The sequence below is a fragment of the Paenibacillus sp. FSL H7-0942 genome (genome assembly GCF_045040715.1).
Taxonomy (GTDB): domain Bacteria; phylum Bacillota; class Bacilli; order Paenibacillales; family Paenibacillaceae; genus Paenibacillus; species Paenibacillus amylolyticus.
Genome location: NZ_CP150279.1, coordinates 3,722,164 through 3,746,664, shown reverse-complemented (window position 1 = coordinate 3,746,664; position 24,501 = coordinate 3,722,164). Strand labels below are relative to the sequence as shown.

Genomic DNA, 24,501 nt, shown 5'->3' with positions numbered 1-24,501 from the left:
TCTTTATTCTATCGAATAGATTAATTCGCTGAAAAGGTACAATTGTTTTTGTGGTATCCCATTTTTTTGGCTTTTGATTCAATCTGCCTTCTGCCGCATCATCTGTCGGTACTCTGTGGGTTGGATCTGCATCACAAGTCGGAACGCGCGTGTAAAGCTTTTATAGCTTTCATAGCCAACCATAGCAGCCACCTCCACAATTTTATGATCGGTTTCGGCGAGAAGCCGCCGCGCTTTATCCAGACGCACATCTCGTAGGTATTCAGCAAAACCTTTACCAATATTCTTCTTAAACAGATTTGAAAAATAAGCATAATTAAGCGATACATGATTGGATACCATCGCGAGGTCCAGCGGTTTGTGGTAACTCTCGTGTATAAAACGAATGGCTTCATTTAGATCCTGCGAATGGCGATAGCTGCACTTATAGTCATAATATAACTGATTCAACCGAAGCAGCTGCTGTTGCAGTGCTTGTATATACTCACGCATCCCTTGATAATCAAAGAGATTACGCAATGATTCAAGGTCCAGCACTTCTTCCCCCATATAAGGGTGGATAACTCGTTCGTATTCCTCCATCATCTGAACGGTGGCGGCGCAGAGCTGTTGGGTATAGCGAATAGGATAACGTTGCAGCACCTTTTTGTGAAATATTGCAGAAATACCCTGAGTAATTGTTCCGCTGTTATCTGTTCCAACCGACTGGAACAGTTCATATAAGTCTTCATAGGGAAGTTGCCACTGCTGTTCCATATGCTCAATATGTGCTGGGAAGATACTGTACTGATCAGGAAACAGATAACTGTGGCGATAGAGCTCAAGCACTTGGGAATAGCTGTCTGGTAGTTCCTTTAACCCCTGAATCGGGTTAGTCATGGCTGTTATGACATTGATCTTTCCTTCCTTGAGCGCTGCAGGCAAAACACTTGGATCTATGGACGCATCCACCGCAAGGATCAGGTATGGGCGATGTTGCAGGCAAATACAACCTTGTCTGCCAAACACACGATAAGCAATGGCTTCCATACTATGAGCGTTGCTGGCTCCGGGCTGGTTCATGCAAACTTCTTCCCGCAGCAGGGCTAGACGATAATTACGCCATAACGCATCATTTTGTTCCTCAATCTGAAGAATCCATGCGTCATCACTTAATGCACCCTGCATAAACATTCTTAATTCTTTACGATCGGTCTCTTGGGCGAGACGGGATACAAGCTGCATATTATGCGTAAGTGCCTGCCGTGTCTGGATCTCTTGCCATACATGCTCCAGGGAATGTTGCAGATCCTCTCGCTTCAAAGGTTTGAGCAAGTAACCCCTTGCCCCAAGCCCGATCGCTTTTTGGACATATGTAAAATCACTATAACCGCTGATAATGAGGTATTCCACATCCATGTATTCCTCTTTGGTTTGAGCCATGAGAGTCAACCCATCCATATCCGGCATCATAATATCGGTAATAACGATGTGAATGCAATGCTGCCGCAATAGGGACAGCGCCTCAATCCCGCTCGAGGCACAGTATATGTTGTTCAGCTCCAGAGGAAATTGATGCAGCATGGCCTGCAGGCCGTCTCGAATGTGTTTTTGATCGTCCACAATCAGGATATTAATCATGCTCTACCACCCTCCAAGATTTACATTTTCCCAAGGCAAGCGTATCGTTACGCAGGTATATGCACCTTGCACACTATCAATCCAAAGACCGCAATTCTTGCCATAATGAAGCTGCAATCGCTTATTCACGTTTTCCAAACCAAGTCCGCTCCTGCTTGTAACCATCGGTGTATCCGATTCGCTCCTCAGTAATGCCTGAAGACGGTGTAACATCTCAGGCTCTAACCCCTTTCCGTCATCTCTTATGTTAATGAAAAGCAGACCGTCATTCTCCACAGAAAAGGTAATCTCTATAGTTACCCTGCCGCCTGAAGGTGCCCCGTGATGAACTACATTTTCAACGATAGGCTGCATACACATCTTGGGAATGGCGTAGCGAAGTATCTCCTGAGGAAGATCCGCCGTCATAACGATACTGCCGCCTTCCATAAAGTTGATAAATTCAATATAATTTTGGATATTGGCAAGCTCCTCACGAAAAGCAACAGTATCGCTGCGCCACTGCATGCTGTAACGTAGCTGGGAGCCCAACGACACCAATGAATTGGCTATAGCAGGCTGCCTCTGTACCTCTGCCACCATACGGATCGATTCCAGGGCGTTATATAAAAAATGAGAATTAATCTGCGAATGCAGGGAATGCAACTGTGCGTTTTTGGCAATTAACTGTTTATCCACGACCTGTGTCATTAGACGTTTGACCTCATGTAACATTTTATTGTAATTCACCGCCACCTCATCGATTTCATCCCCTCTTTCGTTCTCATCAAGGCCTGTATCAATCATTGCATCCAGCTCGCCTTTCCGTACCTGACGCATGGATACCAGTACGCTGTCCAACCGCCGGAAAATACGCCGCGTCGTTTGGGATACGAGTAGCATAATCAGCAGCAATACACATAATGTAATCGTTACCACAAATGCATACCAACTGCGCGGCCCCTTCATCAATGCCTGATGGGAAGCAATCTCGACCACATAAGTGTTCAACGGAGCGATGTATCGATACAATGCATAGAAGCTCTGACCACCCACCTTAACCAGAAGTGGGTTTTCCTGCGGCACTATATCCAGCTGGTGATAAATACTGCCAAGGATCTCCTCCATCCCCTGCCCGTACTTCTCAGAAAACTCATGCTGGGGATTGTAAACATACTGGGGAGGATCACTTGCGTTCATCAATACCGAAAAGAAGTCCCCCTTGCTCTCCTGGAGCAGGTCGCTGAAAAACATGCTGTGCGGGACTCGCACTTCCATAATACTAGGGCGCTTTTGTTCCTGCCCTTGAAGGCGAACCAGACGATAGTAGGATAAAGTGTGTTCACCATCCCTAAAAGAAAATAAACGGTAAGCCGCACCACCTTCGTCCCGTAGCTTTATCCAATAATCCTGCGGCCAAAATTTCTTATAATGATAGATTTCAGGCCAGATTTCATACAAGTTTGGGTTATCAACGTAAAAGCTAAGCTCACTGATCATCGCATTGCTTTGAATGATATTAAGCATTTGCTCAAACTGGTTCTGCTTAAACTTCACCAGACGCAGTCCATCCACAAGCATATTGGAATGAATAAAATCCACAAATGACTTTTGAGTAAGGGCTGTATTGGAAGCGTTCTCAATCATGTCCATTCGTCTGCGCAATTGTTCATTCAGCCATGAAACGTGGCTGTTGCCCGTTGCCATAGCATCCTTATATAGCTGGGTTTCTTGCATGCGGATATACACAAAGGATATCAAAATAACAGGTATGGCAATCATCAGGCTAAATGCCAGAAACAGCTTTTGGGATATACGGGCATTGCGATATAGCTTCCTCAATCTCGTTAGTAGGTATTTCATTCTAATGTATTCACCACCTTTGTTATACCATATATTACTAGTTAGCTGATAATTAACAATGTAGTAGGAATGGTTATCTGGCTATCTTGGCTTTCCGCAGTTCCAGTTCAGCTTGGCGATATTCCATCACCTGGTTAAAGCCGTAGTTCACACGACGTATCAGAAAATTCTCAAAAATTTTGTCAAAGGCAGCTTCATCCTTCGCTGTAATCAGTTCTGGCAGTACTTCTTCCCAATTCTGAGAAATACGTGACCAGGCTAACGCTATATCGGAATCCCCTATAGGATCTAGTCCCTTATAGATGCCGCTGTCCAGGTCGGCCTGTTGGTTGGCGAACTCCTCCATTTGCTTAATGGATGGGGCATTCTCTGGTCTCCACTTGTTAACGAAAGCAGGGTTTCGCAGCATCCAGTAGGTATCCATAATGCCATATTCCTTTTCCAGCCGCTCCCTATCCGTGTCATGCAACTGAACCATTGCCGCTGTCAACTGCGGTTTGCCGTTCTTCATCTCCCAGGTTTCACCTTCTTTGCCCAAAAATAAATCCCTTTGGCCTTCTTCGCTGGCCAGATAGGTCAAAAATCGAATGGCCCGTTCAGGGTTTTCCGTGGATCTGCTAATCATCGTAACCATCCAGCCATCCATGCTGCCGGGAAACAGTTTGGCGGATTCCCCCCTGCTGCTCCGGGGTCCATCTACAGCGATATAGTATGAACTCTGATTCGTAAGGACTTCCAATTTCGAATTGAGGTCCGATATGTCTGTCCATTCCCGAATCATCATAAAATATTGGGCATGGTTGGTTTTTTCCTGCACCTGCGCACTGGAGTCGACCAGAAAATCAACATTAATCAGGCCCTGCTCGTAAGCGGTACGAAATGTTTTCAGCCACTCCATATAATCGGGATCTGTCATTCGGTCGTATACTTTACCGTTCTGTTCATGGGGGATCGCAAGCAGATTTTGCAAATATTCGGTCAACCCATAGGATGCATTCCCCTGTGCCCAAAACGGACTGATCAGCTGACCTTTATAAACAGAATATTGATTCTTCAGCAGTTGCAATGCATTTAAAAAACCTTTTGGTGTGGTAAGGTCCGGTTTGTCCATCGACTCATACAGATCTTTACGTACGAGAAAGGTTTGGTTCGCTCCCGTCAAGCCGGTTGAACGCATCTGTTCGGGACTGTACGCATCATTGGGAATGATATAGGTATGGCCGTCTTCCTGCCGATACCATTGTAGAGCACCATCACCTGCTACCTTGTAAAAGTAAGGATCATACTGGTCGGCTAGCTCATCCAGGGCATAGACGAGATTACTCTCCCGAAGTTTGTTAACCGCACTCTCCCAGGAGCCGATGGTTATCAGATCCGGCAGACTACCGGTCGTCAACATTCGTGATAACATCTCGCTTGGTTCACCAGTTGATACTTCAAATTCGATATTGACCCCTGTTTTTTGGGTGACATATTTGGAAGTCAGGCTCTCACCCCAAGTGTGCCCGTACCATTCGGCTCCAACGAACCACGTTAGATTCACGGGGGTGGTATCCAGCTTCCATGACGGTTCTTCCAGATTCAGATTAAGGCTCTGTATCTGCTCCGTGAAGTCAGCCTTTGTCGAAGCACCCTTATCTTCCGATTGCTCTGACTCAGAACAAGCAGACAAGCCTGACATCAGACTCATCATCAACAAGGCTAAAATAAAAGGACTTCGAAACATAAACACCTGAGCGCCTCCTTTCTATACTGGCCATCTCCATCCCCATCTGCACCAGCATTCATACTAGTGGTGGTACAACCGATTTTACTACCCTTGGATTAAAATGGAAATGGTTTAGTGGACGATTCGCAGATGATCCGCAACATTCCCCCTAACGAAACATAACTTGTAATAAATCAATGGAAGGGAGACCAATTCGTGTATTTAATCTGGATACTTATTGTCGGTGGGCTAATTGGCTGGTTAAGTGGAAATCTGATTGGACGGGACGTGCCGGGAGGCGTACTTGGAAATATCATTGCTGGCTTTGTTGGATCGTGGTTAGGGTATGAACTGTTGGGACCGAGGGGGCCTGTGGTGGGTGGATTTCATATCATACCCGCGATCGTCGGGTCAATCATTGCTCTCTTGATTTTCTATGCTCTGGCGCGCGCTGGAGCGTTTCGAAGACGTTAAAAAGGCGGAGACGACAAGTTTTACCCAATTGATTGGGTATTGACGTAAAGCTTCTTTCGCCACCGTTGCATCATCTTCTTCACAAAGCGTAGTTTCCACCCGGTAGTCGAATAAAGCCGCCGATCCTGTTGATCGGCGGCCTCCTTTGGTTTTATGGAAATTAGAAACCACCTCTAGAATGAATGATTTGTCCGGTGATCCATTGAGAATCGTCGCTTGCGAGAAAAGCAATCAGACGGGATACATCTTCAGGAAGACCGATCCTGCCCATCGGAAATCCCGGTAGCAAAGATTTTTTCACTTCTTCCGACATCCAACCCGTATCGGTAGGACCGGGATCAACCGCATTCACAGTAATGTGAAACGGAGCCAGTTCAGCAGATAGACATTCGGTAAAGGTGGAGACAGCGCCTTTTGTTGCGGCATAAGCGAGATTGCCAGGCATCGGCCCCTTACCTTGACCGGACGTGAGGTTGATGATCCGGCCGCCGCAAAGGTCCTGATGGACGGCCAGTTCAACCTCCAGCATACGCGCAAATTCGGCCGATAGCATGAATGTACCTCGAATGTTCATTGCACAGTGCGCATCGATCAATGATGCATTTAATTGACGGAAATCAGCTGCTACACTGTAGGTAGCGTTGTTGACGAGAATGGTCGGCAGCCCGAGAGCCGATCGGCATGCATCAAGCAGTTGCGCTGGAGAATTGGGATCGGTAAGATCGACCTCCATATGCGCTGCCTTAACGCCATAGGAGCGAAGTTCTTCGGCAAAGAGATCCGGCCAGTTTTTGTCAGCATCCCCCGGATTCTCTGTTTTATCGTAATCGTACAGATGGGTATAGAACACATTAGCGCCTTCTTGTGCCAACGTGCGGCAGACAGCGGTTCCAATACCTCCGGGGCGGCTTGTGCCTGTCACAATAGCGGTTTTTCCGTATAGTTTGGTCATTTTATTACCTCCGTTTAATAAGGGAGGGAGAAAACCATTTTTCATTGGAGATGGAATTATCCTAGGTATAACAAAAAGCGGATACATCAAGTATCCGCGCCCGGGTTTGATTCAAACGGTTCCTCGCGTCCCTTGAATGATTGCGGATCGGCATCACAAACCAGGCGTGTGGTTATAACCAAAACACCAAGTCGTGCGATCCAGTTTAGATAACCATTACAAGGAAGTCCACATTGTCCGACGAGTCCCCTTTCCTATATCTCCACTTCAAATATTACGAGTCAGACTCAATTACTGTCAAGACAAATACATGGGATTACAGTTCCTGTGAAAATGGTTGGGTGGTCAAGCATCCTGCTAACCTGCAGACTGTTCACTTTTTTGAATGTAACTTTATATTCGATTTTTACAACTTCAATTCATATCGTATATCAGGTAAATTCTCTTCATTTTCTTGTCCTCTACCAGTAATTTCAAATCCATTATTCTCATAAAATCTTTGGGCATTTTTATTCACTTCAAATGTATATAAAGTTAATTTTCCATTTGCTTGTGCTTTTGCTTTATTAAGCAAGGTTCGCCCTATTCCATTCCCTTGATAATCAATATGAATATAAAGTTGGCTTATCTCAGTTTCACTATAGGCAATCATTCCAACTACTTTTTCATCAATTAACGCTAAATCTATTTGATACTGTTTAGATAGTATATGATTTAAAAAATATAGATGGTTTTCGAAGCTATGGGTTTCAGCCTGACCAATTGCCCGTTCCTTACTATCTCTCCACATTTTCACTGTATGTTCAGCATACTTGGGATTATAGTTAGATATTTTAATTTCAAGTTTGTTCATTAATATACCGCCTTAAATAGAAAGATTTTCAAACGATGCAGTAATGACTTGAAAAATATCTTCTTGATCCAAGATTTCCGTTCTATTGTAAGTAATAATTCCTGATGAGAAATCAATGTCATCAGTGTTCTATGGCCACCAGTTACCTCTGCCTACCAGTCTATTATATGCGTTCATTAATTCTGATCAGTAATTTCTTTAAGATTTGCTTCTCCTCGTCATTAAGGGCTTGAACGATTTCATCCTCCACTTTTTGAAATGAGTTATTGAAGTCTTCAATCAAGTCAACCGCTTTTGGTAATACGTAAATATTTTTTTGCCGTTCATTATTGGCCGGGATTTTACGTTCGATGAAACCTTTTTGCTCTAGACCTTGAAGCATGCTTGTAACGCTTGCCCCACGCAGATGAAACCGATCTGCAAGATCCTTTTGAATAATATGATTATCTTGATTCTCATAAATATAATCGATTACTTTTCCTTGTTGAGAACTTAATCCTAGCTCTTTTATACTCTCATCCGCTCTTTTCTTTAATTTAAGCCCGATAATTTGAAACAAATCCATATAAGGCGTATCTTCTCGGGAATGCATGACCGTCCATCGTCCCCTCTGTAATTGTTAGGAATCTAATTGTAAGTAGCTAAAATATACAGTGATCCCAGTAGGCTTGTCAAACAATTGTTAGACTATTGACTGTTAGATATCTAACAGTTATACTGCGAAGTGTTCAGTTACAAACACATTAGGAGGAGTTATGATGGAGAAATTAAATCAGAATGCTGGGTTAGAAGAAATTACGGCGATTACAAATGTACGAATCTTTGATGGATATCAAATTATTGCTCCCAGACATATTGTCATTAAAGGGGTGTCCATTATTTCAGTGGGCGGAGACATCCCAAGCGACGCAACAATTATCGATGGAGAAAATGCGACATTAATACCCGGCCTGGTTGATGCACATGTCCATACCTCAATTGGCGGATTACGAGATGCCTTAAAATTCGGTGTTACAACAGAACTCGAAATGAACGGCGATTTTACTAAAAGAGGGCGCGAAATTCAGCTAAAAAATGTGGATGACATTGCAGACGTCCGATCTGCTGGTACGGCGATTACCGCTCCTGGTGGGCACCCAGATGAACTGCTGCCTGATGGAGATGAAATACCTGAATTCGTATTAAAGGAACTAGAGAAGCTATCGGAGGAAGACCGGGAAGCAATGTTAGCCGCCTACGCTCACGATCACGACGAAATACCTCAAGTGACGACGGTTGATGAAGCGATCAAACATGTGCATACCCAAGTGGAGAATGGATCCGACTATATTAAGATCATGATTGAAGAGGGAACGGTTATGGGTGCACCCGGCCTGCCTGTTCTAAGTGATGAGATTCTAAAAACAGCCGTTACTGAAGCCCACAAGTTCGATAAGTTGGTCATTGCCCACGTTTTGACGGCTCTTTCATCGAAAGCTGCCATCGATTTTGGAGTCGACGGTTTGGGCCACTTGTTTATCGACAGACCCGAGTACACGTCCGAATTGGTCAAATCCATAGCTGATTCTGGAGCTTTTGTTACACCGTGCTTGGTGTTAAATTCATCGATTATTGGTAATCCGGCATCGGAATTGGCTAGTGATCCACGAGTTCATTCAAAATTAAGTCCGGATTGGATCGATATTTTGAACTCAAGCTTCAATACATTCCCACAAGGCAATATGGAGAACAGCTTTAAAAATGTGATGGATCTTCACCGTGCCGGAGTTGATATTCTTGTAGGGACGGATGTCGCACCGGTACCCGTTCCGAACCTTGGTGGCCTTGCTCATGGGGCCAGTGTTCACCACGAAATGCAGCTGCTGGTGAAGGCTGGGTTCACTCCGATCGAAGCTCTTCAGTCGGCTACTTCCAAACCGGCCCGTTGCTTTGGTCTACATGATCGTGGCCGGATTACCGAAGGTGCACGTGCTGATCTTATTCTCATAAACGGTGATCCGATCACTAATATTTCAGATACCTTGTCAATCAAATCTGTGTGGTTCAATGGTTCGCAAAAACTAGGCTAAAACTAGTAGTTTATATTTCCTAATTGTAAAATCACTAAGAAGAGGGATTGCAAAATGCAGTCCCTCTTCGACTTTAATCTATTTTTCCAAATCTTAATTTTTTGGAACGATGCCCAGATCAATGAGAGGTAATTATGCTTTTGGAATTGCCCCTATTTGTTGAAGCAAGCCAAGCATATCGGGTTGACCATACTCTTCAATAATTTGGCCATTAGAGATCCGATAAAAATTCATTGCATTTACTTCGATTTTTTTGCTCGTTGGTGGAAACCCGAGAAACTCTCCGTCTTGTGTGCCCTTCATGACAAAATGAGCTGCTACTAGATCCTCTTCTGCTACCAGCTCCTTAACAGTCCATTGTATATCGGAAAAACCAGATCTCATCATATGAATTATGGAGAGATAACCACTTGGACCATTCATTGGTTCTTTTTGCATAGGTACATAAAAAACAGCATCTGGAGCAATCAATTCTTCAGCAAGTTCCTTGCTTGCCGTATTAATGAAGTTCGTGAAACGATACATCAATTGTTTGTTTTCTGTAATCGTCATATTTAAACCCCTTTCTATTTTCGTGAGCATATGCCTTCATTAAAATTTTATCTCTACTTTAGATAATTGGTAAGTAGGCACCTTAATGTTGCATAGGAACCTTTTTGTAACTAGTATTTTATCTTTAGGTTGCAGAGCCAATAAACTGATCTCTAAATGCTGTCTCCAAGAATTCAAGAACGTTAACATATGATTCAAAAAATAGTCACTCAGTTGCATAAACTCTCTTGCAAACTCCCTCCTCCTTTCATTTGATTTTTCATCGACAGAATTATAATATAAGCAATGTATTGATTTTGAAAGTAGGCACCTTTTTGTTATATAGGAAACTAATAGTAACTATTGGAGGCGATAATACAGTGATTTCAAAAAAAGAGTTGCCGTTGTGTCCCGTCGCAACGACAGTTGGATTGATAGGTAACAAGTGGAAGTTATTGGTTATGAGGGATCTTTTGAAGGGAACTCATCGATTCGGAGAACTTCGTAAAAGTATCCCGGAGATCAGTCAAAAGGTTCTCACTGAAAATTTACGTTCAATGGAAGAGGATGGAATTGTCATTCGTACTGTTTTTGCAGAAGTCCCTCCGAGAGTCGAATACAGCTTAAGTGATTTAGGAAATTCACTGAAGCCAATTATATTCTCTATGGAAACATGGGGGCTCGGGTACCAGAAACTCAATGATGAACTTCCAAACGATATTGATCAGAGTGAATGATGTCAAATTGTTACTCCACGGTCATTTCAAAATAGAATAAATTCCTCTACATCTTCAAGTTAAGTCAATGGAGGACTCATGCGTCCTCCATTAATTCGTATGAGAGAGTTGATCTTCGAACACCAGTTTCTGCAATATTTCTATTGCATGAAGAAAAAACGGACAAGATCCTCATTAAATGAATGGCTATTTAAAATCAAAATGGATATGCGCTGTTTTTGGATACATGAATAATTTCAGATGGAAACCTTGCCTTAAAATATTTTTCGACTTTCAGATGAATGCTTTTCTCGTACCATCTGTCCCAACCGTTCGCCTCAAATAATTGTGGCATCCCTAACCGCTTAGATCTCATCCCCATTTGACCATCACCAATCAATAGCGTATCAATCCAAATTCGATCAGTTATGCCTTGTAACATGTTAGCGAAATTAGGTGAAAAAGGTAGCACAGGGGAAATAGATACTTGTGTATGTATCCCTGCATCATTTATCTTTTTCAAGGCTTTAACTCGTAAATCTATTCCAGGAGCATAGGGCGAAAAAATTCGTTTCACGTCTTCGCGATCTGTCTCGATTGTCATTGAAACCATAATTCGACATTTTCCTTTTAATTTCAGCAGTATATCAAGGTCTCTGGCAACCAGGGGGCTTCTAGTTTGAATTTGAAGTGAATCTGGTGGGTTTTTATCCATTTCTTCCAATAGGCTTCTTGTAATGTTTGCCTTCTGCTCTACAGGTTGATAAGGATCTGTGGCTGATGACATGAATATACTTATGGGTTTATTTTTACGTCTTAGAAGAGAGACTTCTTTTAGATAGTTTTCTGCTGCATTTTTCTTGACATCCACCCACGATCCCCAAGGAATATCCTTAAACTTTTGAATAGGCATTTCTCTGACGTAACAGTATTCGCAAGCAAATGCACAACCCGTATAGGGATTTAGTGAATGAGTAAAACCAATATCTAGATAACCTTTTACTTCACTTAATATTTTCTTAGACACAATGTCTTTGATTTCAATTGGCATGACGCTACCATCCCCTCAATTACTTTTACGCCCACTTCTCCTCTTGCGTTTTATCTTAAAATTTCTCATGCTACTTGAAAAGTAGGCACCTTTTGATTAGATAGGAACCAGAATGTATTTATTGGGTGTTAACAACAAAACAACCGTTTCAAGAACGGTTGTTTTGTTGTCATGAAACATTAAACTAGTGTTCTAGTCCCAGATTTTAATGTCCGGATACTCGGATTACTCTACTGCTCCAGTGGCGCCGATTCGAAGATCAACTTCCACATCAAAATGTGCTCGAGATAGTTCTTTCCCCCAGTCGGCCTGTGCTTCCTTGTATAAGGGATACTGATATGCCCTGGCATAAAAACCATACCCGAAAGGGTCGATATTATAGTTTTGGCACTTTTTAATAAGCGCCTCCATGTTTTTTTTCATTTCCTTGCTTAATTTATTTGCCATTTCCTCGGAATTTCCCAAAAGCTCAAATTCAAGAAACTTTTCAGTTATGCTGACGATCGACTTCACTTTAATGTTGAATTGAAATCTGCCTTTTTCATGAGAGGATTTTGTTTTTACTGATATGTCACCTAAAGAAAAACTCACTTTGTCGATGTTAAATGGCAGGGTTTGTTGCAAATCATCAACAGGAAAAGTGAGACTGACCCCTGGTTTAGCCTCATTTTTCAAAATGTGAAGAAGTGACGTCTCCTGATAGGTCAAGGAAGTTCTGTACTCCCCTTTTCGGGATAACAGAGTTGTTCCTTTTAGCATGATTTTATTATTTTCGATCTTGATTTCGGAGATGGAAGGTGTCGTCGCTCGATCATATAATTGTCTATGTAGTTCCTGTGCGGTTGTTTTTACTGTAGCTGAACTTCTGCTTCCTGAATCGACAATCGCTTTTATAAATAAAGGTAACGGCGGTTGATCTTTGGCTTGAAAATTGAAAATATCCGCAATAGAACCGTCAAAAGCAACGATGCGGTCGGTAATCGTATTGCGAGGATCGCGGAACATGACATCAAGTACTTTAAACCAATCCTTATATTGGAGTAATTGTTTCCCTACAATGATGACTTGATAATTACGTCCCGCAAGCGAACCCGGAAATTGGGCATCCTGCTGATTTTTAGACTGTCTTAAACCTTCTGCTACTCCGCCCCCTTCACGGCTTTTCTTTTGAATGTCCTTACTGAATACAGGGGCAGATATATAATAATGGAGCTTTTTATCTTTGACATCCAGTCCAAGAGCCAAAGGAACCGTTGCGTCTTCTAAATTGGTTTTGTCATTAACACAACCTGCGAGCGCAACCAATAAAATACAGGACACACCCGAGATAATGAATTTCCCGCCCCATCTCATGTGCGTTGCCCCCCTCCCATTTTTTTGCGGATTGTTACATACAGAAGAACGCCTGCAGGCAGAACAAACTCCATCATAAATCCAATGTAATTGAGTATGTAGTTTACTTGGGCAGATTCGATAAAGCTGGGCCGATAGAGGAAAAAGCTAATCTCAATGACAATACACCACATTGCAAGATGGTATCTTTCCTGCCCTTTTCCTACCAGCGACGCGGAGCACCTCGAGACAAGATACATGGAGGGAATCCATATGCAAGAGAAAACGAACAGATAAAATGCGATAAATACCACTTCTACGCGCTCAATAAACTGAAATTCAATGGACTTCATAATGCTAATTACGGGGTCATTATACTCCCCGATCTCATCAGGACTAAAGTACACGTAACAAATCAGGGTGATTCCCAAATAAACGATGCAAGTGAGCGTATTGGAGATGATCATGGCAGGTAATGCTTTTTCTTTGTTTACTAGTTGGGGATAGAGAAACAAAACCAGGCCGATGCCGAGCATCGGATAGATCATAAATTGGATGGATGAAAGAACTGGGAACCACCCCTCTTTAAAGATGGGCAATAAATAGAGCCAATGGGCACGACTTAGCGTAGACACATAAATGAACGGAATCCAAATGGAGAGTATGGTGACTATTTCGCTGTACCGCCCGATGGCCTGAAAGCCATGCTGCGCAATCTGAAATGTGGGGATGAGCAGTAGCAGGACTAGAATATAAATATACGTGCTTGGCAATAACCATAATTTAATGACAAGTGAAGCAATCATATAACCGTCATACGCCAGAAGCAAATAATAGGACATAAATATTAAAGCAGCTAATTTTGCTGCCCACACGCCGATATAACGCTGAATCAATTCGAGAATTGAACTGTTTGGACTATATTTCATCAACTTGACGATCGCTACGGAGGCTAACGTTGCCAGCCCCCAGCCCAAGAAAATAACCATCCAGCCATCTGTCCCCGCATGCCTCGCCAGCTCTCTTGGAATAGACAAAAAAGCAACACTGATTTGGAAAGAAGAAATAATAAGAATGAATTGAAGCATCGTTACCGGGCGTAATGACTTCATGTTCTATTTATTCTCCTTCCATCCTCTGCTTTTCCCCTGTCTTTTTGACTGGCGTGAATTCGTGCTTGCGGGGCGGTTGTTCATCATCCACAAAGGTACCCGCAATATGGTATCCTTCCAATCCATGGCCCTAAATGGAGCTATAGGTGTGCTATAGGAGGTACCGAGTGAGTTTAGTGTTATTAGTCGACCGATGAAGCTCATCATGCCCACGACCAGTCCAACAAACCCGAACCAGGTAGCTAGTATCATCAACATGAACCGCATGATGCGTACAGCTGCCATCATGTCTTGATTGGGAATAATAAAAGATGAAATAGCTGTAAAAGCCACCACGATAACCATTACATTGCTGATCAACCCTGCCTCCACAACTGCCTGTCCAATGACAATACCACCGACGATTCCTACTGTTTGTCCTACTGGAGCTGGAAGGCGAACTCCTGCTTCCCTTAACATCTCAAGTGTTATTTCCATAATAATTGCCTCTACAAATGGTGGGAACGGAACTTGCCCCCGTGACTCACCAAGCGTTAATAGGAGCTTCAAAGGAATAATCTCAAAATGAAACGAAATGACGGATATAAAAATTCCAGGCAAAAAAATAGCGATGAAAAAGGCAAAAATGCGCAATATTCTGAGGAATGACGAAATGGACCATCGGGAACTGTAATCATCAACCGTCTGAAAAAAAGACATGAATGTAGCTGGCGCAACCAGAACACTTGGCGACCCATCGACTACAACGACACAACGGCCTTGCAGTATTTGAGAAGCAGCCGTATCCGGTCTTTCTGTCGTAATCATTTGGGGAAGTAACGCAAGAGGTTGGTCCTCAATAAATTCAGCCAATTCTCCGGTGTTAATGATGGCATCCACATCAATGGATTGAATCCGTTCTTCCAGCGCTTTAATGATGTCCGGCTGGGTCACATCTTCCAAATAAAGCAAATATACTGGCGTTTGTCCCCGCTGTCCAACAATATACCGTTTCACCTTTAACTCTTTGTCCGCAATATAACGACGGATCATGGCTATATTTTGAGAACCTGTCTCTATAAATCCTTGATGAGCCCCTTTCAGTGAGGGCTCCTGCTGAGGATCCTCAATAGCGCGTTGCGGGAATCCTTTTGTATCTAATGCGTATGCAGTACTTCTTCCTTCAATAAATAACACGCTGTAGCCGAGTATAATGGAAAGTCTGAGCTCTTCCCACTTGGCGTGAGGTTTTACATAACCCACTGTTGTAATGAAATCTCCAGAAGGATTTCCGGTTTCTAGTTGAAGCGGAGCAAGAACATTTTGATTAAGTGACGCTTTATCTGTCAATTCTTCCATATAGATTATTGCGGCTAGTTCTCCGGTCTGTTTTATGCTTAACTTTCGGATGATTAAGTCGGGAGTGTTTGTAAAGATTTCTTCAATTCTACCCAAGGATTCGTTCAAACTTTTGGTGATATTCTCCTCATTCGTGTTCGTGGCAGATTGTTCATTCACTTCCCTTACCTCCCTCCCTTCTTACAGCAACATTTCCTTATTATGACGAATATTCTCCTTGATATACATCGCGGATTGTTCTTCGGTACACATTGCAATTTGAAGTCAACGTTTCATCATGGGAAAAAGTTTTCTGCCTTTTTATTTATCTTTTTCGTAATTCCCGGTTTGCCGAAAGATCTGCTCGTATTGGTTGCCGCAACCATAAGTTAGACTCTTATTTTCTATGTTCATTTGAGCAAATCAGTAATATCAACGTTCATATGTTCAGTAAGCATTAAGGTTACATCTACTTTCACTTTGCTCCATAATAATGTCATTTTATGAATGTAACCTCTCACCGAATAATCTACCGTTAAACTCAGCTCAGATCTCACTTCATCTATGATTTTTATATGATGTTCCTTTAGCCTTTGCTTTGATTTGTACATTTCTAAAGCTATTTTCTTTTGGGTACCGTCCAGGTAGTCAACATACACAGATTTCATTTTGAAGTTTGAAGCGTATATTTTATGCTTATCTACCTCCAGAGCACCTAACAGATAAGGGAGCTCCACTACCCTCTTTACGAGTGAAAGTTCCTCGAAAGTCTGTCGCACTTTACACGCCTCCTTCTTCAAGTTTTACAGCGACCAATTGATCAAAATCGACCCATTCAAATCCATTCTCCATTTCAATTTTGATTTTCTTTCCAAAGGTACTGACTGAAGTGACGATCCCGTGTATATACCGATTGCCTGACTCAGTAAATATTGCAAAGGTGGCTTGCAATGTATAATTGAGCGACATATCTATATTTTGTGTAATAATCTCCCACTCATCTTCATGGATCAGCGGTTTCGTTAGATAATGAACTTGAGTACGATGCTGTATAATCCGTTCTTTATGTTGTGGAAGCATCATGCGGCTCGATTCCCATAATCCATTGGCCTCCAGTTTTTTGCTCATTTATAATGCCCCCCAATTTTAGATGCTCGATCGATCGCTTGACCCGCAGCCGTAATGGAGCTTGCTCGTAGAATGGCAATGTCGCCAAATCGATCCTTAATGTCGTCCATCACCTGATCAATGGCCCGTTTCTGTTCTTGATCATCAAAAAAAGATAGTTGATATGTATCCGCGTTGGATAATTGAGACAGGGATACGCCTACACGGCGCACAGGTTGCCCATCCCAGTGTTGATGAAATATGCGTTTGGCTATCTTGCATACATCAACGGTTATGTTTGTAGGATCAGACAGTTTAACCTGCCTGTGAAAACCAGTGGGGTGGTCAAAATCCGCTCCAGACACACTTACGGACACGACACTACCCATCAGTCCCTTTTGGCGGGCTCTTCTGCATACTTCTGTGCAGATATCGAGAATAACCACTTCGATCTCCCAAGCCTCTGTGAAATCTCTAGGCAAGGTCATTCCGTTTCCGATATCTTTTTGTGTACTGTGCGTGTTGACGGTTACCGGCGAATTGTCGAGTCCATTTGCGACTCGCCAGATGACTTCTCCATTAACGCCCCACTTACTTCTTAATTTGGAAAGAGGCGTATTCGCCAAGTCTCTAATGGTTCGGATCCCCATCTTCCACAGATGTTTTTCCATTCTTGAGCCTATCCCCCACATATCGCGGATGGGCTTATCTCCAATATGGAGGTGTAACTCCTCTTTTTTTAAGTGGAAAATGCCCCCCTCTGCTTTTTTAGCGATTATATCGCAGCATAATTTACTGATGATTTTGTTTTCACCAATGCCAGCTCTCGCGTAAACGCCTGTTTCATTATAGATTTTGTCTTGAATTTGCTTGGCCAAATCGACTGGATCATTACCGAATAGATGCATAGACCCTGTAAAATCAGCGAATAATTCGTCTATACTGTACGGTTCGACCAGATCGGTGAACTCTTCAATAATGGACATGATTTGAGTGGATACTTCGATATATTCTTGCATGTGTGGTCTCACAATGATCAGTTCAGGGCACTTCTGAAGAGACTGCCAGAGTGGTTCCGCGGTAGACACACCCTTCGCCTTGGCTAGTGGACAAGCGGCAAGGATAATTCCAGAGCGTCTTGCGGGGTCTCCCGCAACAGCTAATGGTCTATTTTTGTATTGAGGCATTTTTGCCTTTTCGACTGAAGCATAAAACGACTGCATGTCGATGAGCATAATAGTTCGCTGCTTAGCCAACACTGAAATCACTCCTGTACATTTGAGAACGTATGTTTGTATATATTATAGACCGAACACACGTTCTTTATGCAAGAGGTAAATATTTATAATTAGCTTTTGAAAACCCTTGGACACCATAATGAACTGTAGACTGGATATTGTCAGCCACTTTAGCCATCCAAATAATTAATTTTTAGTTTTATTATTGATGCACAAAAAACCAAGTACTTGTCTCACAAAGTGATAAGTACTTGGTCTATTTGATAGAATTTAAAGATTGGATCATCTTTCGTTCGATTGCAAATTATATTTCCTAATTCAATCTTTCCCCGTTGGATTCAATCACCTTTTTATACCAGTGGAAACTGTCCTTTTTACTTCTTTTCAGGGTACCTCTGCCCTTGTTATCCTTATCTACATAAATGAATCCGTAGCGTTTCTCCATTTCGCCAGTTGAGGCACTAACGATGTCGATGCAACCCCAAGCCGTGTAGCCGATAAGATTAACGCCATCGAGGATAGCTTCTCTCATTTGTTCGATATGATCTCGCAGGAAATTGATCCTGTACGTATCATGGATAGAGCCATCCTCTTCGATGACATCAACCGCTCCCAGACCATTTTCAACGATCATTACAGGGATTCTATACCGATCGTACACATGATTGAGTACGTAACGAAGTCCAACTGGATCGATTTGCCATCCCCAATCATTTGCCTTCAAATAAGGATTTTTGAATCCACCAAAGACATTCCCCTGGGTCTCATCACCTTCTGGGCGGGTACCCACTACATGAGACTTGTAGTAGCTGAAGCTATAGAAATCAACACAGCCTTGTTTTAGCACTTCTACGTCCTCTTCTGCCATCTCAATCTGAATATTGTTCTCATTAAAATATCTCTTGGCAAAGTCAGGGTATTCCCCTCTAACTTGCACGTCGCTGCTCAGCATATTGTTAATCTGATCCATTCTCAGAGCCTTCAACATATCTTCCGGTTTACATGTACTTCCGTAACCATGACTATAATTAATCATGCAACCGATTTGGAACGCCGGATTAATCTCATGAGCAAGCTTGACTGCTTTTGCACTTGCTATAAATTGATGATGTAAAGCCTGGAATCTTAATTGCGTACTATCCACAACCGTATTGTTAAATACCCCACTATCATCAACTAATAATGCCCCTGCTATATATGCTCCTGCTGGAACAATTAAACTATTGATCTCATTAAATGTAATCCAGTACTTCACGACATCCTTGTAACGGGTGAAAATGGTCTCACAATACCGTACGTAGCAATCGATCATTTCTCTGGAAGCCCAAGCATTGAATTTCTCAGTTAGCGCAAACGGAGCTTCGTAATGTGAGATCGTAACGATAGGTTCAATATTATACTTTTTCAGTTCACTGAACACCTTGTCGTAAAATTGAAGTCCTGCTTCATTTGGCGTTACATCGTCCCCGTTGGGGAATATTCTGGACCAAGCAATGGACATTCTGAAGCATCGAAAGCCCATCTCTGCAAACAGACGGATATCTTCTTTGTAATGATGGTAAAAGTCTACTGCCTCATGGGAAGGATAGTTTACACCCTCCTCAATGTGTTTAGTGATCCGTCTTGGAATAGTATGCGTTCCACCCGTCATCATATCTGCTGTACTTGCTTTTTTACCATCAATGTTCCAGGCACCCTCGTATTGATTCGCCGCTGTTGCGCCGCCCCACATAAAAGAGTCTGGGAATACGGTTGTGTTCTTCATTGGAAATTCCTCCTTATATGATCTTAATTAGTTTTTCCCCGATCGTAATCGATGGTTTATCTATACCAATTACATCTGTAAAGTCATCTGAATTCGTAACAATAATAGGTGTAGTCAGATCATAACCTTTGGCGGCTATTGCATCTGTATCGAATTCGATAAGTAAATCCCCAGCTTTTACTTCATCACCTTCTTGTACATGCACCTTGAAATGTTCACCTTTCAGCTTCACCGTGTTCATGCCGATATGAACGAGGAGTTCAGCGCCATTATTCGAGCTAATACCCATTGCGTGGAAGGTAGGGAATACCGCGGATATGACACCATCGGCTGGTGAAACAAGCTTTCCAATTGTAGGTTCAATGGCGATCCCTTTTCCCATAGCTCCAGTTGCAAAGGCTTCGTCCTTTATTGTTGATAACTCTAGAACTCGACCAGTCATTGGTGCTGTGAGTACATGTTCAGAAACACTAACAACAGGCACACGGTTTGTTGAAGATGAATTGGCTGGTGTTCGTTGATCCTCTCCATCCTCAGGCACATCTTCAAATCCTAAAATAAGCGTCATCAAGAAGGTAACAACAAAGCCAATGACCAGACCAATTGCTGCATGGATTAGGTTCCATGGATTATCAGTGATAAATGCTGGTAACGTAGCCAAGCCGGCAATGCCTAGAGCAGATCGAGCTACACCGAACAAGCCAACGTATATTCCGCCTACAATACCACCAATGACAACAGCGATCAGTGGTTTTTTTAACCGTAGATTTACACCAAACAATGCAGGTTCGCTAATTCCTAACAGCGCAGTTACGCTAGTAGAGTAAGCAACTTGTTTAAATGCTTTATTTTTGGTTCTTAATGCGACCGCGAGCGCAGCTGCACCTTGAGCAATATTGTGTACGAGCATACCTGGGCCAACAATGCCATCGGTTTTTGTCTGTGCATAAGCAGTGAGGACAACGGGTCCCAAACTATAGTGCATCCCCGTCAGAATCAGGAATGGGAATGCCCCGCCGATAATACCAGACACTAACCATCCTGCGTGTGTATTGACATAGGATACAGCAGAAGCAAGATAGTTACCGGCAATTGCACCCAATGGTCCTAGAATAATTAATGTTAGAGGCGCCATAACAAGGATTACAACTAAAGGTTTCAAAATGGATTTGATCACGGAAGGAGAATACTTTTCAGCAAATCGTTCCACATATGACAGGATCCATACGGCTAGAATAATTGGAATAACGGAAGAAGAATACGTCGCTTGTGTGACAGGCAGACCCAAGAACGTAACAGGCTCACCTGCAGACATTAACGCCGAAAAGCTAGGATGTAACAAGATACCCGCAATGGTTAACGCAAAACCCACATTAGCTTTAAGTTTAACAGCAGCACTCCAGGCGAGTAGCATTGGCAAGAAGTAATAAGCCGCATCCCCGACGAAAGTCATAATCGTATTAAATTGACCGTCAAGGTCAACGAGATCAAAGGTTTTCAAAATAAGAAGAACTGCCTTAATCATGGCACAACCGATCATCGCCGGTAGGATGGGTGTAAAGATTCCGGAAATCGTGTCCAGAACAGTAGAGACTTTTCCTTTTTTCACAGTTGGAGCATCATTCTTGCTTGTAAAGTTCCCTAGCTGCGCAAGGGCTTTATAGACGTTGTTGACCTCATTACCAATAATGACCTGATACTGACCTCCACTACTGGCAACGCCCACAACTCCTTGTACGTTTTTCAGTGCTTCGTTGTTTGCAATCGACTCGTCTTTTAAGTTAAAGCGCAGCCTGGTAGCACAGTGTGTAACACTTTCAATGTTTTTTTCACCACCAACAAGTTTTAGAATGTCGGTAGCCGTTTGTTCATGTTTCATTTTTGTTCCCCCTTCAATGTATTATTCTACAAAAAAAGACCTAGAGTTCTATCGAATATAGATATGCTCTATACACGATGGAACTCTAGGTCTTGCCTGCATCACCAGTAACAATCCTAGTATAGTCATTATGGAGCGATGATGGGTCAATCCCTTTCTTCATCAGTCACCCTTTTGATATGAACAGTTAAATACACCAATTCGTCTTCGGTTAATTCTTTCCCATAGTCTACCCGAATCAACTGCGCAATTCTTAGACTACATTGGTACTCTAGCTTATATTTTTCTTTAATAATATTGAGGAAATCGTTATCATTACTTTTCATCACCGTATTGTTAAACAGACGATAGGCAAAAAACTTTAGATGCGTGATCAGTCTGGAGTAGTGAAGGGAGCTTTCGTTAAAGTGAATTTTGAACTGATAACGAATAATATTTAAGACCTTTTGAATCAATTGTGTCATCTTCATGGTATCTTCCATTTCAGATCCTAGTTCTGCATTGACGATATGAAGCGCAATAAAGCCGGCCTCATCTTCAGGCAACGTAATGTTGAATTCTTGATTAATCATATCCAAAGCCTTCAAAGCCACTCGATACTCATTGGCGTAGAATGCTTTAATTTCAGACAATAACGCATTGTTGAAGTTCATTCCCTGTTTATAGCGTGATACGGCGAAGTTAATATGGTCTGTTAGCGTCAAATATATATTTTCATTCAGCTCTTTATCCAAGGACTGCTTGGCATATTGAATAATACTATCAGACACACGGATGTACTCCATCGGAATCTGCGCGAGCAGGGCATATAATTTTCCAGTTACATTTTTGGACTTCAGGAAAAATTCTTTCTCAATCTTCTCTGTGTCCACATCGTCTCCTTTTTTCTTCTGAAAACCAATGCCACTTCCTAGAAGCATCATCTCCTGGCGTCTTTCATTTACAGCGCAGACGACATTATTATTAATAATTCGCGTGATTTTCATACGAATCTCCTTTTAAAATGAAACGTTAACAGAATTTAGCAAATAAAAAAGACCATTAATAGTGCACACATGGTAATTATACTCTACATGTTTGCATATTAATCGGTCTTGCCTGCTGATCAGTAACAATCCTGATTATATTCATTATTTACTTGTACGATTATCTTAGTGGAAGGCGTTAAATTTGTCAATATGGTCATTTAAGTACTGATGGGGCATTTGCCTGAATAAAACAAGAGGATATCTCCCCTATCCTAGCTTACTTAATTAACTTATTTACAGTGATCATCAGTTCATCCAAAACTTTGTGATCGCCTTCTGAAATGCGTTCAATGACACAGCTCTTCATATGATGTTCCAAAAGCTGCTTTCCTACGCCATTCAACGCGGATTGAATGGAGGCAATTTGGTGCAACACGTCATCACAATACGTATCCTTCTCAATCATTCCTTTTACTCCACGCACTTGCCCTTCAATCCGATTCAACCGGCTAATTAATTTTCGCTTTGTACTCTCCGAATGATGGCTTTTCCGCTCGTTTGAAGATGTATGGTCACATGAGGCGTCCTCAAGTATCGTATCATCCATGTAGATCAACTCCTTTATTACACATTACCATCCCCCCCTACCCTATGTAAAGGGAGCAAGAAGTATCATGGTACGTGCTAAGAGAACGGCTTGTCATCAACCAAGATTGAATCGGTTGGGCAACCATCTACTGCATCTTGTAAGCATATTATACCCTCCACTCCTACAACGATATATCAGTCAAAGGTATTTTTTTATTAAGAATAACCCCAGTCGGAAGTTGACCGGGGTCATAACAGTTACTTAACTAACTCACTGATTTCAGTTAGATTTTCGGCAAAGCCTACAAAAACCTTATCTCCAATGACAATGGTTGGAACAACCTGTTTGCCAGTCAACTTCCAGACTTCCTCAGCGTACTTGGCATCTTCCTCACAATTGTAATCCGTATAGGGAATCTCATGCTCTTTAAAGTAACGTTTAGCATAATTGCAATCGCTACAGGTTGGGATTGAATAAATATGAATGGATTCCGTCATGCCCAATTACTCTCCCTTGTATTTCAATATATATTACGCTCCGACGTTATATCCTTTTTTACGGATCGCTTCTTCAATTTCAGCGATTTGAACTTTAGAATCGTCAAATCGAACTTCTACTGTTCCCTGTTCAAAATTAACGTGGCCTTCAGCGCCAAGAGCGCTAATTGCACTTTCAATTTTAGATACACAAGAACGGCAAGACATACCTTGAATTTTTACAGTTGCTTCTTTCACTGTTTTCACCCCCTTTCAAGCGTCATAGACTTCAAGTTTTCCAGTGTCATTCGATTAACGAATTTGCTGAACTTTTCTTTGCCTTTTGCATGCATCTTATAATAATCAATAATTGCGGTAACGAAAGGAATAAGCTGATCCTCCGTTAATCCGGAATGTAGCAGCTTGGCGAAGGAGGGTTTAAGCCCCTTCGACTCGCCACCAACATAAACATTGAACTTATCGCGCATCTTTACGATCCCAATATCCTTAATCAACGGTTCACTTGTGCCTAAGGCGCATCCAGCATATCCAATCTTGAGTGGTGTAGGCGTATCGATACCGGAAATGGCCTGATTTAAATTTTTGGCTGTTTCCATGCCTGCTTCTTCTGCACCTCTACAAAAGTTGCAAGCGATCAGACTTTTGGTTACAAATCCTGCAGGGTTTATTTCAAGACCGTGATCCTCAAGTTCATTTGTGATCTGATCTCGTTGTTCAATCGATACTTCTGTGTAGAGTTGCTTAAAGGGTGTCATTTCCACTTTTGAATCTGGACCAATAATCTCACCAATTTTAACTAGTTGCTCCGGAGTGAATAAGCTTCCACCAAGTTGGATTGCTGGACTAATCGCTATTTTAATTTTATCTCCCATGCGCATACC

General features: G+C 42.3%; 24 protein-coding genes. 3 read left to right on the top strand and 21 right to left on the bottom strand.

Annotated elements, in window-relative coordinates; translation table 11 throughout:
* Positions 1-78 precede the first annotated feature (78 nt).
* The 3 genes from MHI48_RS16660 to MHI48_RS16650 form a co-directional block, all read right to left on the bottom strand.
* Positions 79-1,620: a response regulator gene (locus MHI48_RS16660; protein WP_405141143.1), complete on the bottom strand. Its 1,542-nt coding sequence runs from the start codon at positions 1,618-1,620 to the stop codon at positions 79-81.
* A gap of 3 nt (positions 1,621-1,623) precedes the next feature.
* Positions 1,624-3,441 carry a sensor histidine kinase gene (locus tag MHI48_RS16655; RefSeq protein WP_405141141.1) on the bottom strand — a complete coding sequence of 606 codons (1,818 nt, stop codon included), beginning with the start codon at positions 3,439-3,441 and terminating at the stop codon, positions 1,624-1,626.
* Between the two features lie 94 nt (positions 3,442-3,535).
* Positions 3,536-5,188 carry an extracellular solute-binding protein gene (locus MHI48_RS16650; RefSeq protein ID WP_338708965.1) on the bottom strand — a complete coding sequence of 551 codons (1,653 nt, stop codon included), beginning with the start codon at positions 5,186-5,188 and terminating at the stop codon, positions 3,536-3,538.
* A 198-nt stretch (positions 5,189-5,386) separates the two neighbouring features.
* On the opposite strand from MHI48_RS16650, the gene MHI48_RS16645 reads away from it, so the two are divergent.
* Positions 5,387-5,644, top strand: coding sequence for a GlsB/YeaQ/YmgE family stress response membrane protein (locus MHI48_RS16645; RefSeq protein WP_036613911.1), 258 nt, complete (start codon positions 5,387-5,389; stop codon positions 5,642-5,644).
* Positions 5,645-5,804: 160 nt separating this feature from the next.
* Here MHI48_RS16645 and MHI48_RS16640 read toward each other — a convergent pair whose 3' ends face one another.
* From MHI48_RS16640 to MHI48_RS16630, 3 genes are all read right to left on the bottom strand, one after another.
* Positions 5,805-6,596, bottom strand: a complete 792-nt coding sequence (locus MHI48_RS16640; protein WP_338706165.1) for an SDR family oxidoreductase — start codon at positions 6,594-6,596, stop codon at positions 5,805-5,807.
* A 406-nt stretch (positions 6,597-7,002) separates the two neighbouring features.
* Positions 7,003-7,449, bottom strand: coding sequence for a GNAT family N-acetyltransferase (locus tag MHI48_RS16635; protein WP_405141139.1), 447 nt, complete (start codon positions 7,447-7,449; stop codon positions 7,003-7,005).
* A 163-nt stretch (positions 7,450-7,612) separates the two neighbouring features.
* Entirely contained in the window at positions 7,613-8,041 is a 429-nt protein-coding gene (locus MHI48_RS16630; protein WP_036673638.1) for a MarR family winged helix-turn-helix transcriptional regulator, read from the bottom strand.
* Positions 8,042-8,207: 166 nt separating this feature from the next.
* On the opposite strand from MHI48_RS16630, the gene MHI48_RS16625 reads away from it, so the two are divergent.
* The gene (locus MHI48_RS16625) at positions 8,208-9,518 is read left to right on the top strand and encodes an amidohydrolase family protein (protein ID WP_405144672.1); all 1,311 of its coding nucleotides are present in this window, start codon (positions 8,208-8,210) and stop codon (positions 9,516-9,518) included.
* Between the two features lie 132 nt (positions 9,519-9,650).
* Here MHI48_RS16625 and MHI48_RS16620 read toward each other — a convergent pair whose 3' ends face one another.
* Complete coding sequence (locus MHI48_RS16620) at positions 9,651-10,070, bottom strand: ester cyclase (RefSeq protein WP_076317746.1); 420 nt, start codon at positions 10,068-10,070, stop codon at positions 9,651-9,653.
* Positions 10,071-10,429: 359 nt separating this feature from the next.
* On the opposite strand from MHI48_RS16620, the gene MHI48_RS16615 reads away from it, so the two are divergent.
* The gene (locus tag MHI48_RS16615) at positions 10,430-10,786 is read left to right on the top strand and encodes a helix-turn-helix domain-containing protein (protein WP_221821430.1); all 357 of its coding nucleotides are present in this window, start codon (positions 10,430-10,432) and stop codon (positions 10,784-10,786) included.
* Between the two features lie 196 nt (positions 10,787-10,982).
* Here MHI48_RS16615 and MHI48_RS16610 read toward each other — a convergent pair whose 3' ends face one another.
* From MHI48_RS16610 to MHI48_RS16545, 14 genes are all read right to left on the bottom strand, one after another.
* The gene (locus MHI48_RS16610; protein ID WP_405141137.1) at positions 10,983-11,816 is read right to left on the bottom strand and encodes a radical SAM protein; all 834 of its coding nucleotides are present in this window, start codon (positions 11,814-11,816) and stop codon (positions 10,983-10,985) included.
* Positions 11,817-12,041: 225 nt separating this feature from the next.
* The gene (locus MHI48_RS16605) at positions 12,042-13,169 is read right to left on the bottom strand and encodes a Ger(x)C family spore germination protein (protein WP_405141135.1); all 1,128 of its coding nucleotides are present in this window, start codon (positions 13,167-13,169) and stop codon (positions 12,042-12,044) included.
* Entirely contained in the window at positions 13,166-14,260 is a 1,095-nt protein-coding gene (locus tag MHI48_RS16600) for an endospore germination permease (protein WP_405141133.1), read from the bottom strand. Before MHI48_RS16600 ends, MHI48_RS16605 begins: the two co-directional genes overlap by 4 nt.
* A gap of 3 nt (positions 14,261-14,263) precedes the next feature.
* Positions 14,264-15,757, bottom strand: a complete 1,494-nt coding sequence (locus MHI48_RS16595) for a spore germination protein (protein WP_405141131.1) — start codon at positions 15,755-15,757, stop codon at positions 14,264-14,266.
* A gap of 230 nt (positions 15,758-15,987) precedes the next feature.
* Complete coding sequence (locus tag MHI48_RS16590) at positions 15,988-16,356, bottom strand: hypothetical protein (RefSeq protein WP_091029878.1); 369 nt, start codon at positions 16,354-16,356, stop codon at positions 15,988-15,990.
* Between the two features lies 1 nt (position 16,357).
* Positions 16,358-16,705, bottom strand: a complete 348-nt coding sequence (locus tag MHI48_RS16585) for a YolD-like family protein (protein WP_036673624.1) — start codon at positions 16,703-16,705, stop codon at positions 16,358-16,360.
* Positions 16,702-17,919, bottom strand: coding sequence for a DNA polymerase IV (locus MHI48_RS16580; protein ID WP_405144670.1), 1,218 nt, complete (start codon positions 17,917-17,919; stop codon positions 16,702-16,704). Before MHI48_RS16580 ends, MHI48_RS16585 begins: the two co-directional genes overlap by 4 nt.
* Positions 17,920-18,235: 316 nt before the next feature.
* Complete coding sequence (locus tag MHI48_RS16575; protein WP_405141128.1) at positions 18,236-19,687, bottom strand: glycoside hydrolase family 1 protein; 1,452 nt, start codon at positions 19,685-19,687, stop codon at positions 18,236-18,238.
* A gap of 13 nt (positions 19,688-19,700) precedes the next feature.
* On the bottom strand, positions 19,701-21,566 hold the full coding sequence (locus MHI48_RS16570; protein ID WP_076250544.1) for a beta-glucoside-specific PTS transporter subunit IIABC: 1,866 nt from the start codon (positions 21,564-21,566) through the stop codon (positions 19,701-19,703).
* Between the two features lie 146 nt (positions 21,567-21,712).
* A complete protein-coding gene (gene licT / locus MHI48_RS16565) occupies positions 21,713-22,552 on the bottom strand; it encodes a BglG family transcription antiterminator LicT (RefSeq protein WP_076250546.1) in 840 nt (279 codons plus the stop codon).
* A 259-nt stretch (positions 22,553-22,811) separates the two neighbouring features.
* Complete coding sequence (locus tag MHI48_RS16560; protein ID WP_127549284.1) at positions 22,812-23,141, bottom strand: metal-sensitive transcriptional regulator; 330 nt, start codon at positions 23,139-23,141, stop codon at positions 22,812-22,814.
* A 239-nt stretch (positions 23,142-23,380) separates the two neighbouring features.
* Positions 23,381-23,620, bottom strand: coding sequence for a glutaredoxin family protein (locus tag MHI48_RS16555; RefSeq protein ID WP_405141125.1), 240 nt, complete (start codon positions 23,618-23,620; stop codon positions 23,381-23,383).
* Between the two features lie 33 nt (positions 23,621-23,653).
* Positions 23,654-23,857: a heavy metal-associated domain-containing protein gene (locus MHI48_RS16550; RefSeq protein WP_339193524.1), complete on the bottom strand. Its 204-nt coding sequence runs from the start codon at positions 23,855-23,857 to the stop codon at positions 23,654-23,656.
* Positions 23,858-23,862: 5 nt separating this feature from the next.
* A complete protein-coding gene (locus tag MHI48_RS16545; RefSeq protein ID WP_405141123.1) occupies positions 23,863-24,492 on the bottom strand; it encodes a nitrite reductase in 630 nt (209 codons plus the stop codon).
* Positions 24,493-24,501 lie beyond the last annotated feature (9 nt).

What these genes read in the sequence shown, in the direction of transcription:
- MHI48_RS16605 (WP_405141135.1), bottom strand. Translation starts at nt 13,169, where the DNA reads ATGAGATGGGGCGGGAAATTCATTATCTCGGGTGTGTCCTGTATTTTA.
- MHI48_RS16625 (WP_405144672.1), top strand. Translation starts at nt 8,208, where the DNA reads ATGGAGAAATTAAATCAGAATGCTGGGTTAGAAGAAATTACGGCGATT.
- MHI48_RS16570 (WP_076250544.1), bottom strand. Translation starts at nt 21,566, where the DNA reads ATGAAACATGAACAAACGGCTACCGACATTCTAAAACTTGTTGGTGGT.
- MHI48_RS16580 (WP_405144670.1), bottom strand. Translation starts at nt 17,919, where the DNA reads ATGCTCATCGACATGCAGTCGTTTTATGCTTCAGTCGAAAAGGCAAAA.
- MHI48_RS16630 (WP_036673638.1), bottom strand. Translation starts at nt 8,041, where the DNA reads ATGCATTCCCGAGAAGATACGCCTTATATGGATTTGTTTCAAATTATC.
- MHI48_RS16640 (WP_338706165.1), bottom strand. Translation starts at nt 6,596, where the DNA reads ATGACCAAACTATACGGAAAAACCGCTATTGTGACAGGCACAAGCCGC.
- licT (WP_076250546.1), bottom strand. Translation starts at nt 22,552, where the DNA reads ATGAAAATCACGCGAATTATTAATAATAATGTCGTCTGCGCTGTAAAT.
- MHI48_RS16600 (WP_405141133.1), bottom strand. Translation starts at nt 14,260, where the DNA reads ATGAAGTCATTACGCCCGGTAACGATGCTTCAATTCATTCTTATTATT.
- MHI48_RS16545 (WP_405141123.1), bottom strand. Translation starts at nt 24,492, where the DNA reads ATGGGAGATAAAATTAAAATAGCGATTAGTCCAGCAATCCAACTTGGT.
- MHI48_RS16560 (WP_127549284.1), bottom strand. Translation starts at nt 23,141, where the DNA reads ATGGATGATACGATACTTGAGGACGCCTCATGTGACCATACATCTTCA.
- MHI48_RS16650 (WP_338708965.1), bottom strand. Translation starts at nt 5,188, where the DNA reads ATGTTTCGAAGTCCTTTTATTTTAGCCTTGTTGATGATGAGTCTGATG.
- MHI48_RS16575 (WP_405141128.1), bottom strand. Translation starts at nt 19,687, where the DNA reads ATGAAGAACACAACCGTATTCCCAGACTCTTTTATGTGGGGCGGCGCA.
- MHI48_RS16620 (WP_076317746.1), bottom strand. Translation starts at nt 10,070, where the DNA reads ATGACGATTACAGAAAACAAACAATTGATGTATCGTTTCACGAACTTC.
- MHI48_RS16635 (WP_405141139.1), bottom strand. Translation starts at nt 7,449, where the DNA reads ATGAACAAACTTGAAATTAAAATATCTAACTATAATCCCAAGTATGCT.
- MHI48_RS16555 (WP_405141125.1), bottom strand. Translation starts at nt 23,620, where the DNA reads ATGACGGAATCCATTCATATTTATTCAATCCCAACCTGTAGCGATTGC.
- MHI48_RS16585 (WP_036673624.1), bottom strand. Translation starts at nt 16,705, where the DNA reads ATGAGCAAAAAACTGGAGGCCAATGGATTATGGGAATCGAGCCGCATG.
- MHI48_RS16610 (WP_405141137.1), bottom strand. Translation starts at nt 11,816, where the DNA reads ATGCCAATTGAAATCAAAGACATTGTGTCTAAGAAAATATTAAGTGAA.
- MHI48_RS16660 (WP_405141143.1), bottom strand. Translation starts at nt 1,620, where the DNA reads ATGATTAATATCCTGATTGTGGACGATCAAAAACACATTCGAGACGGC.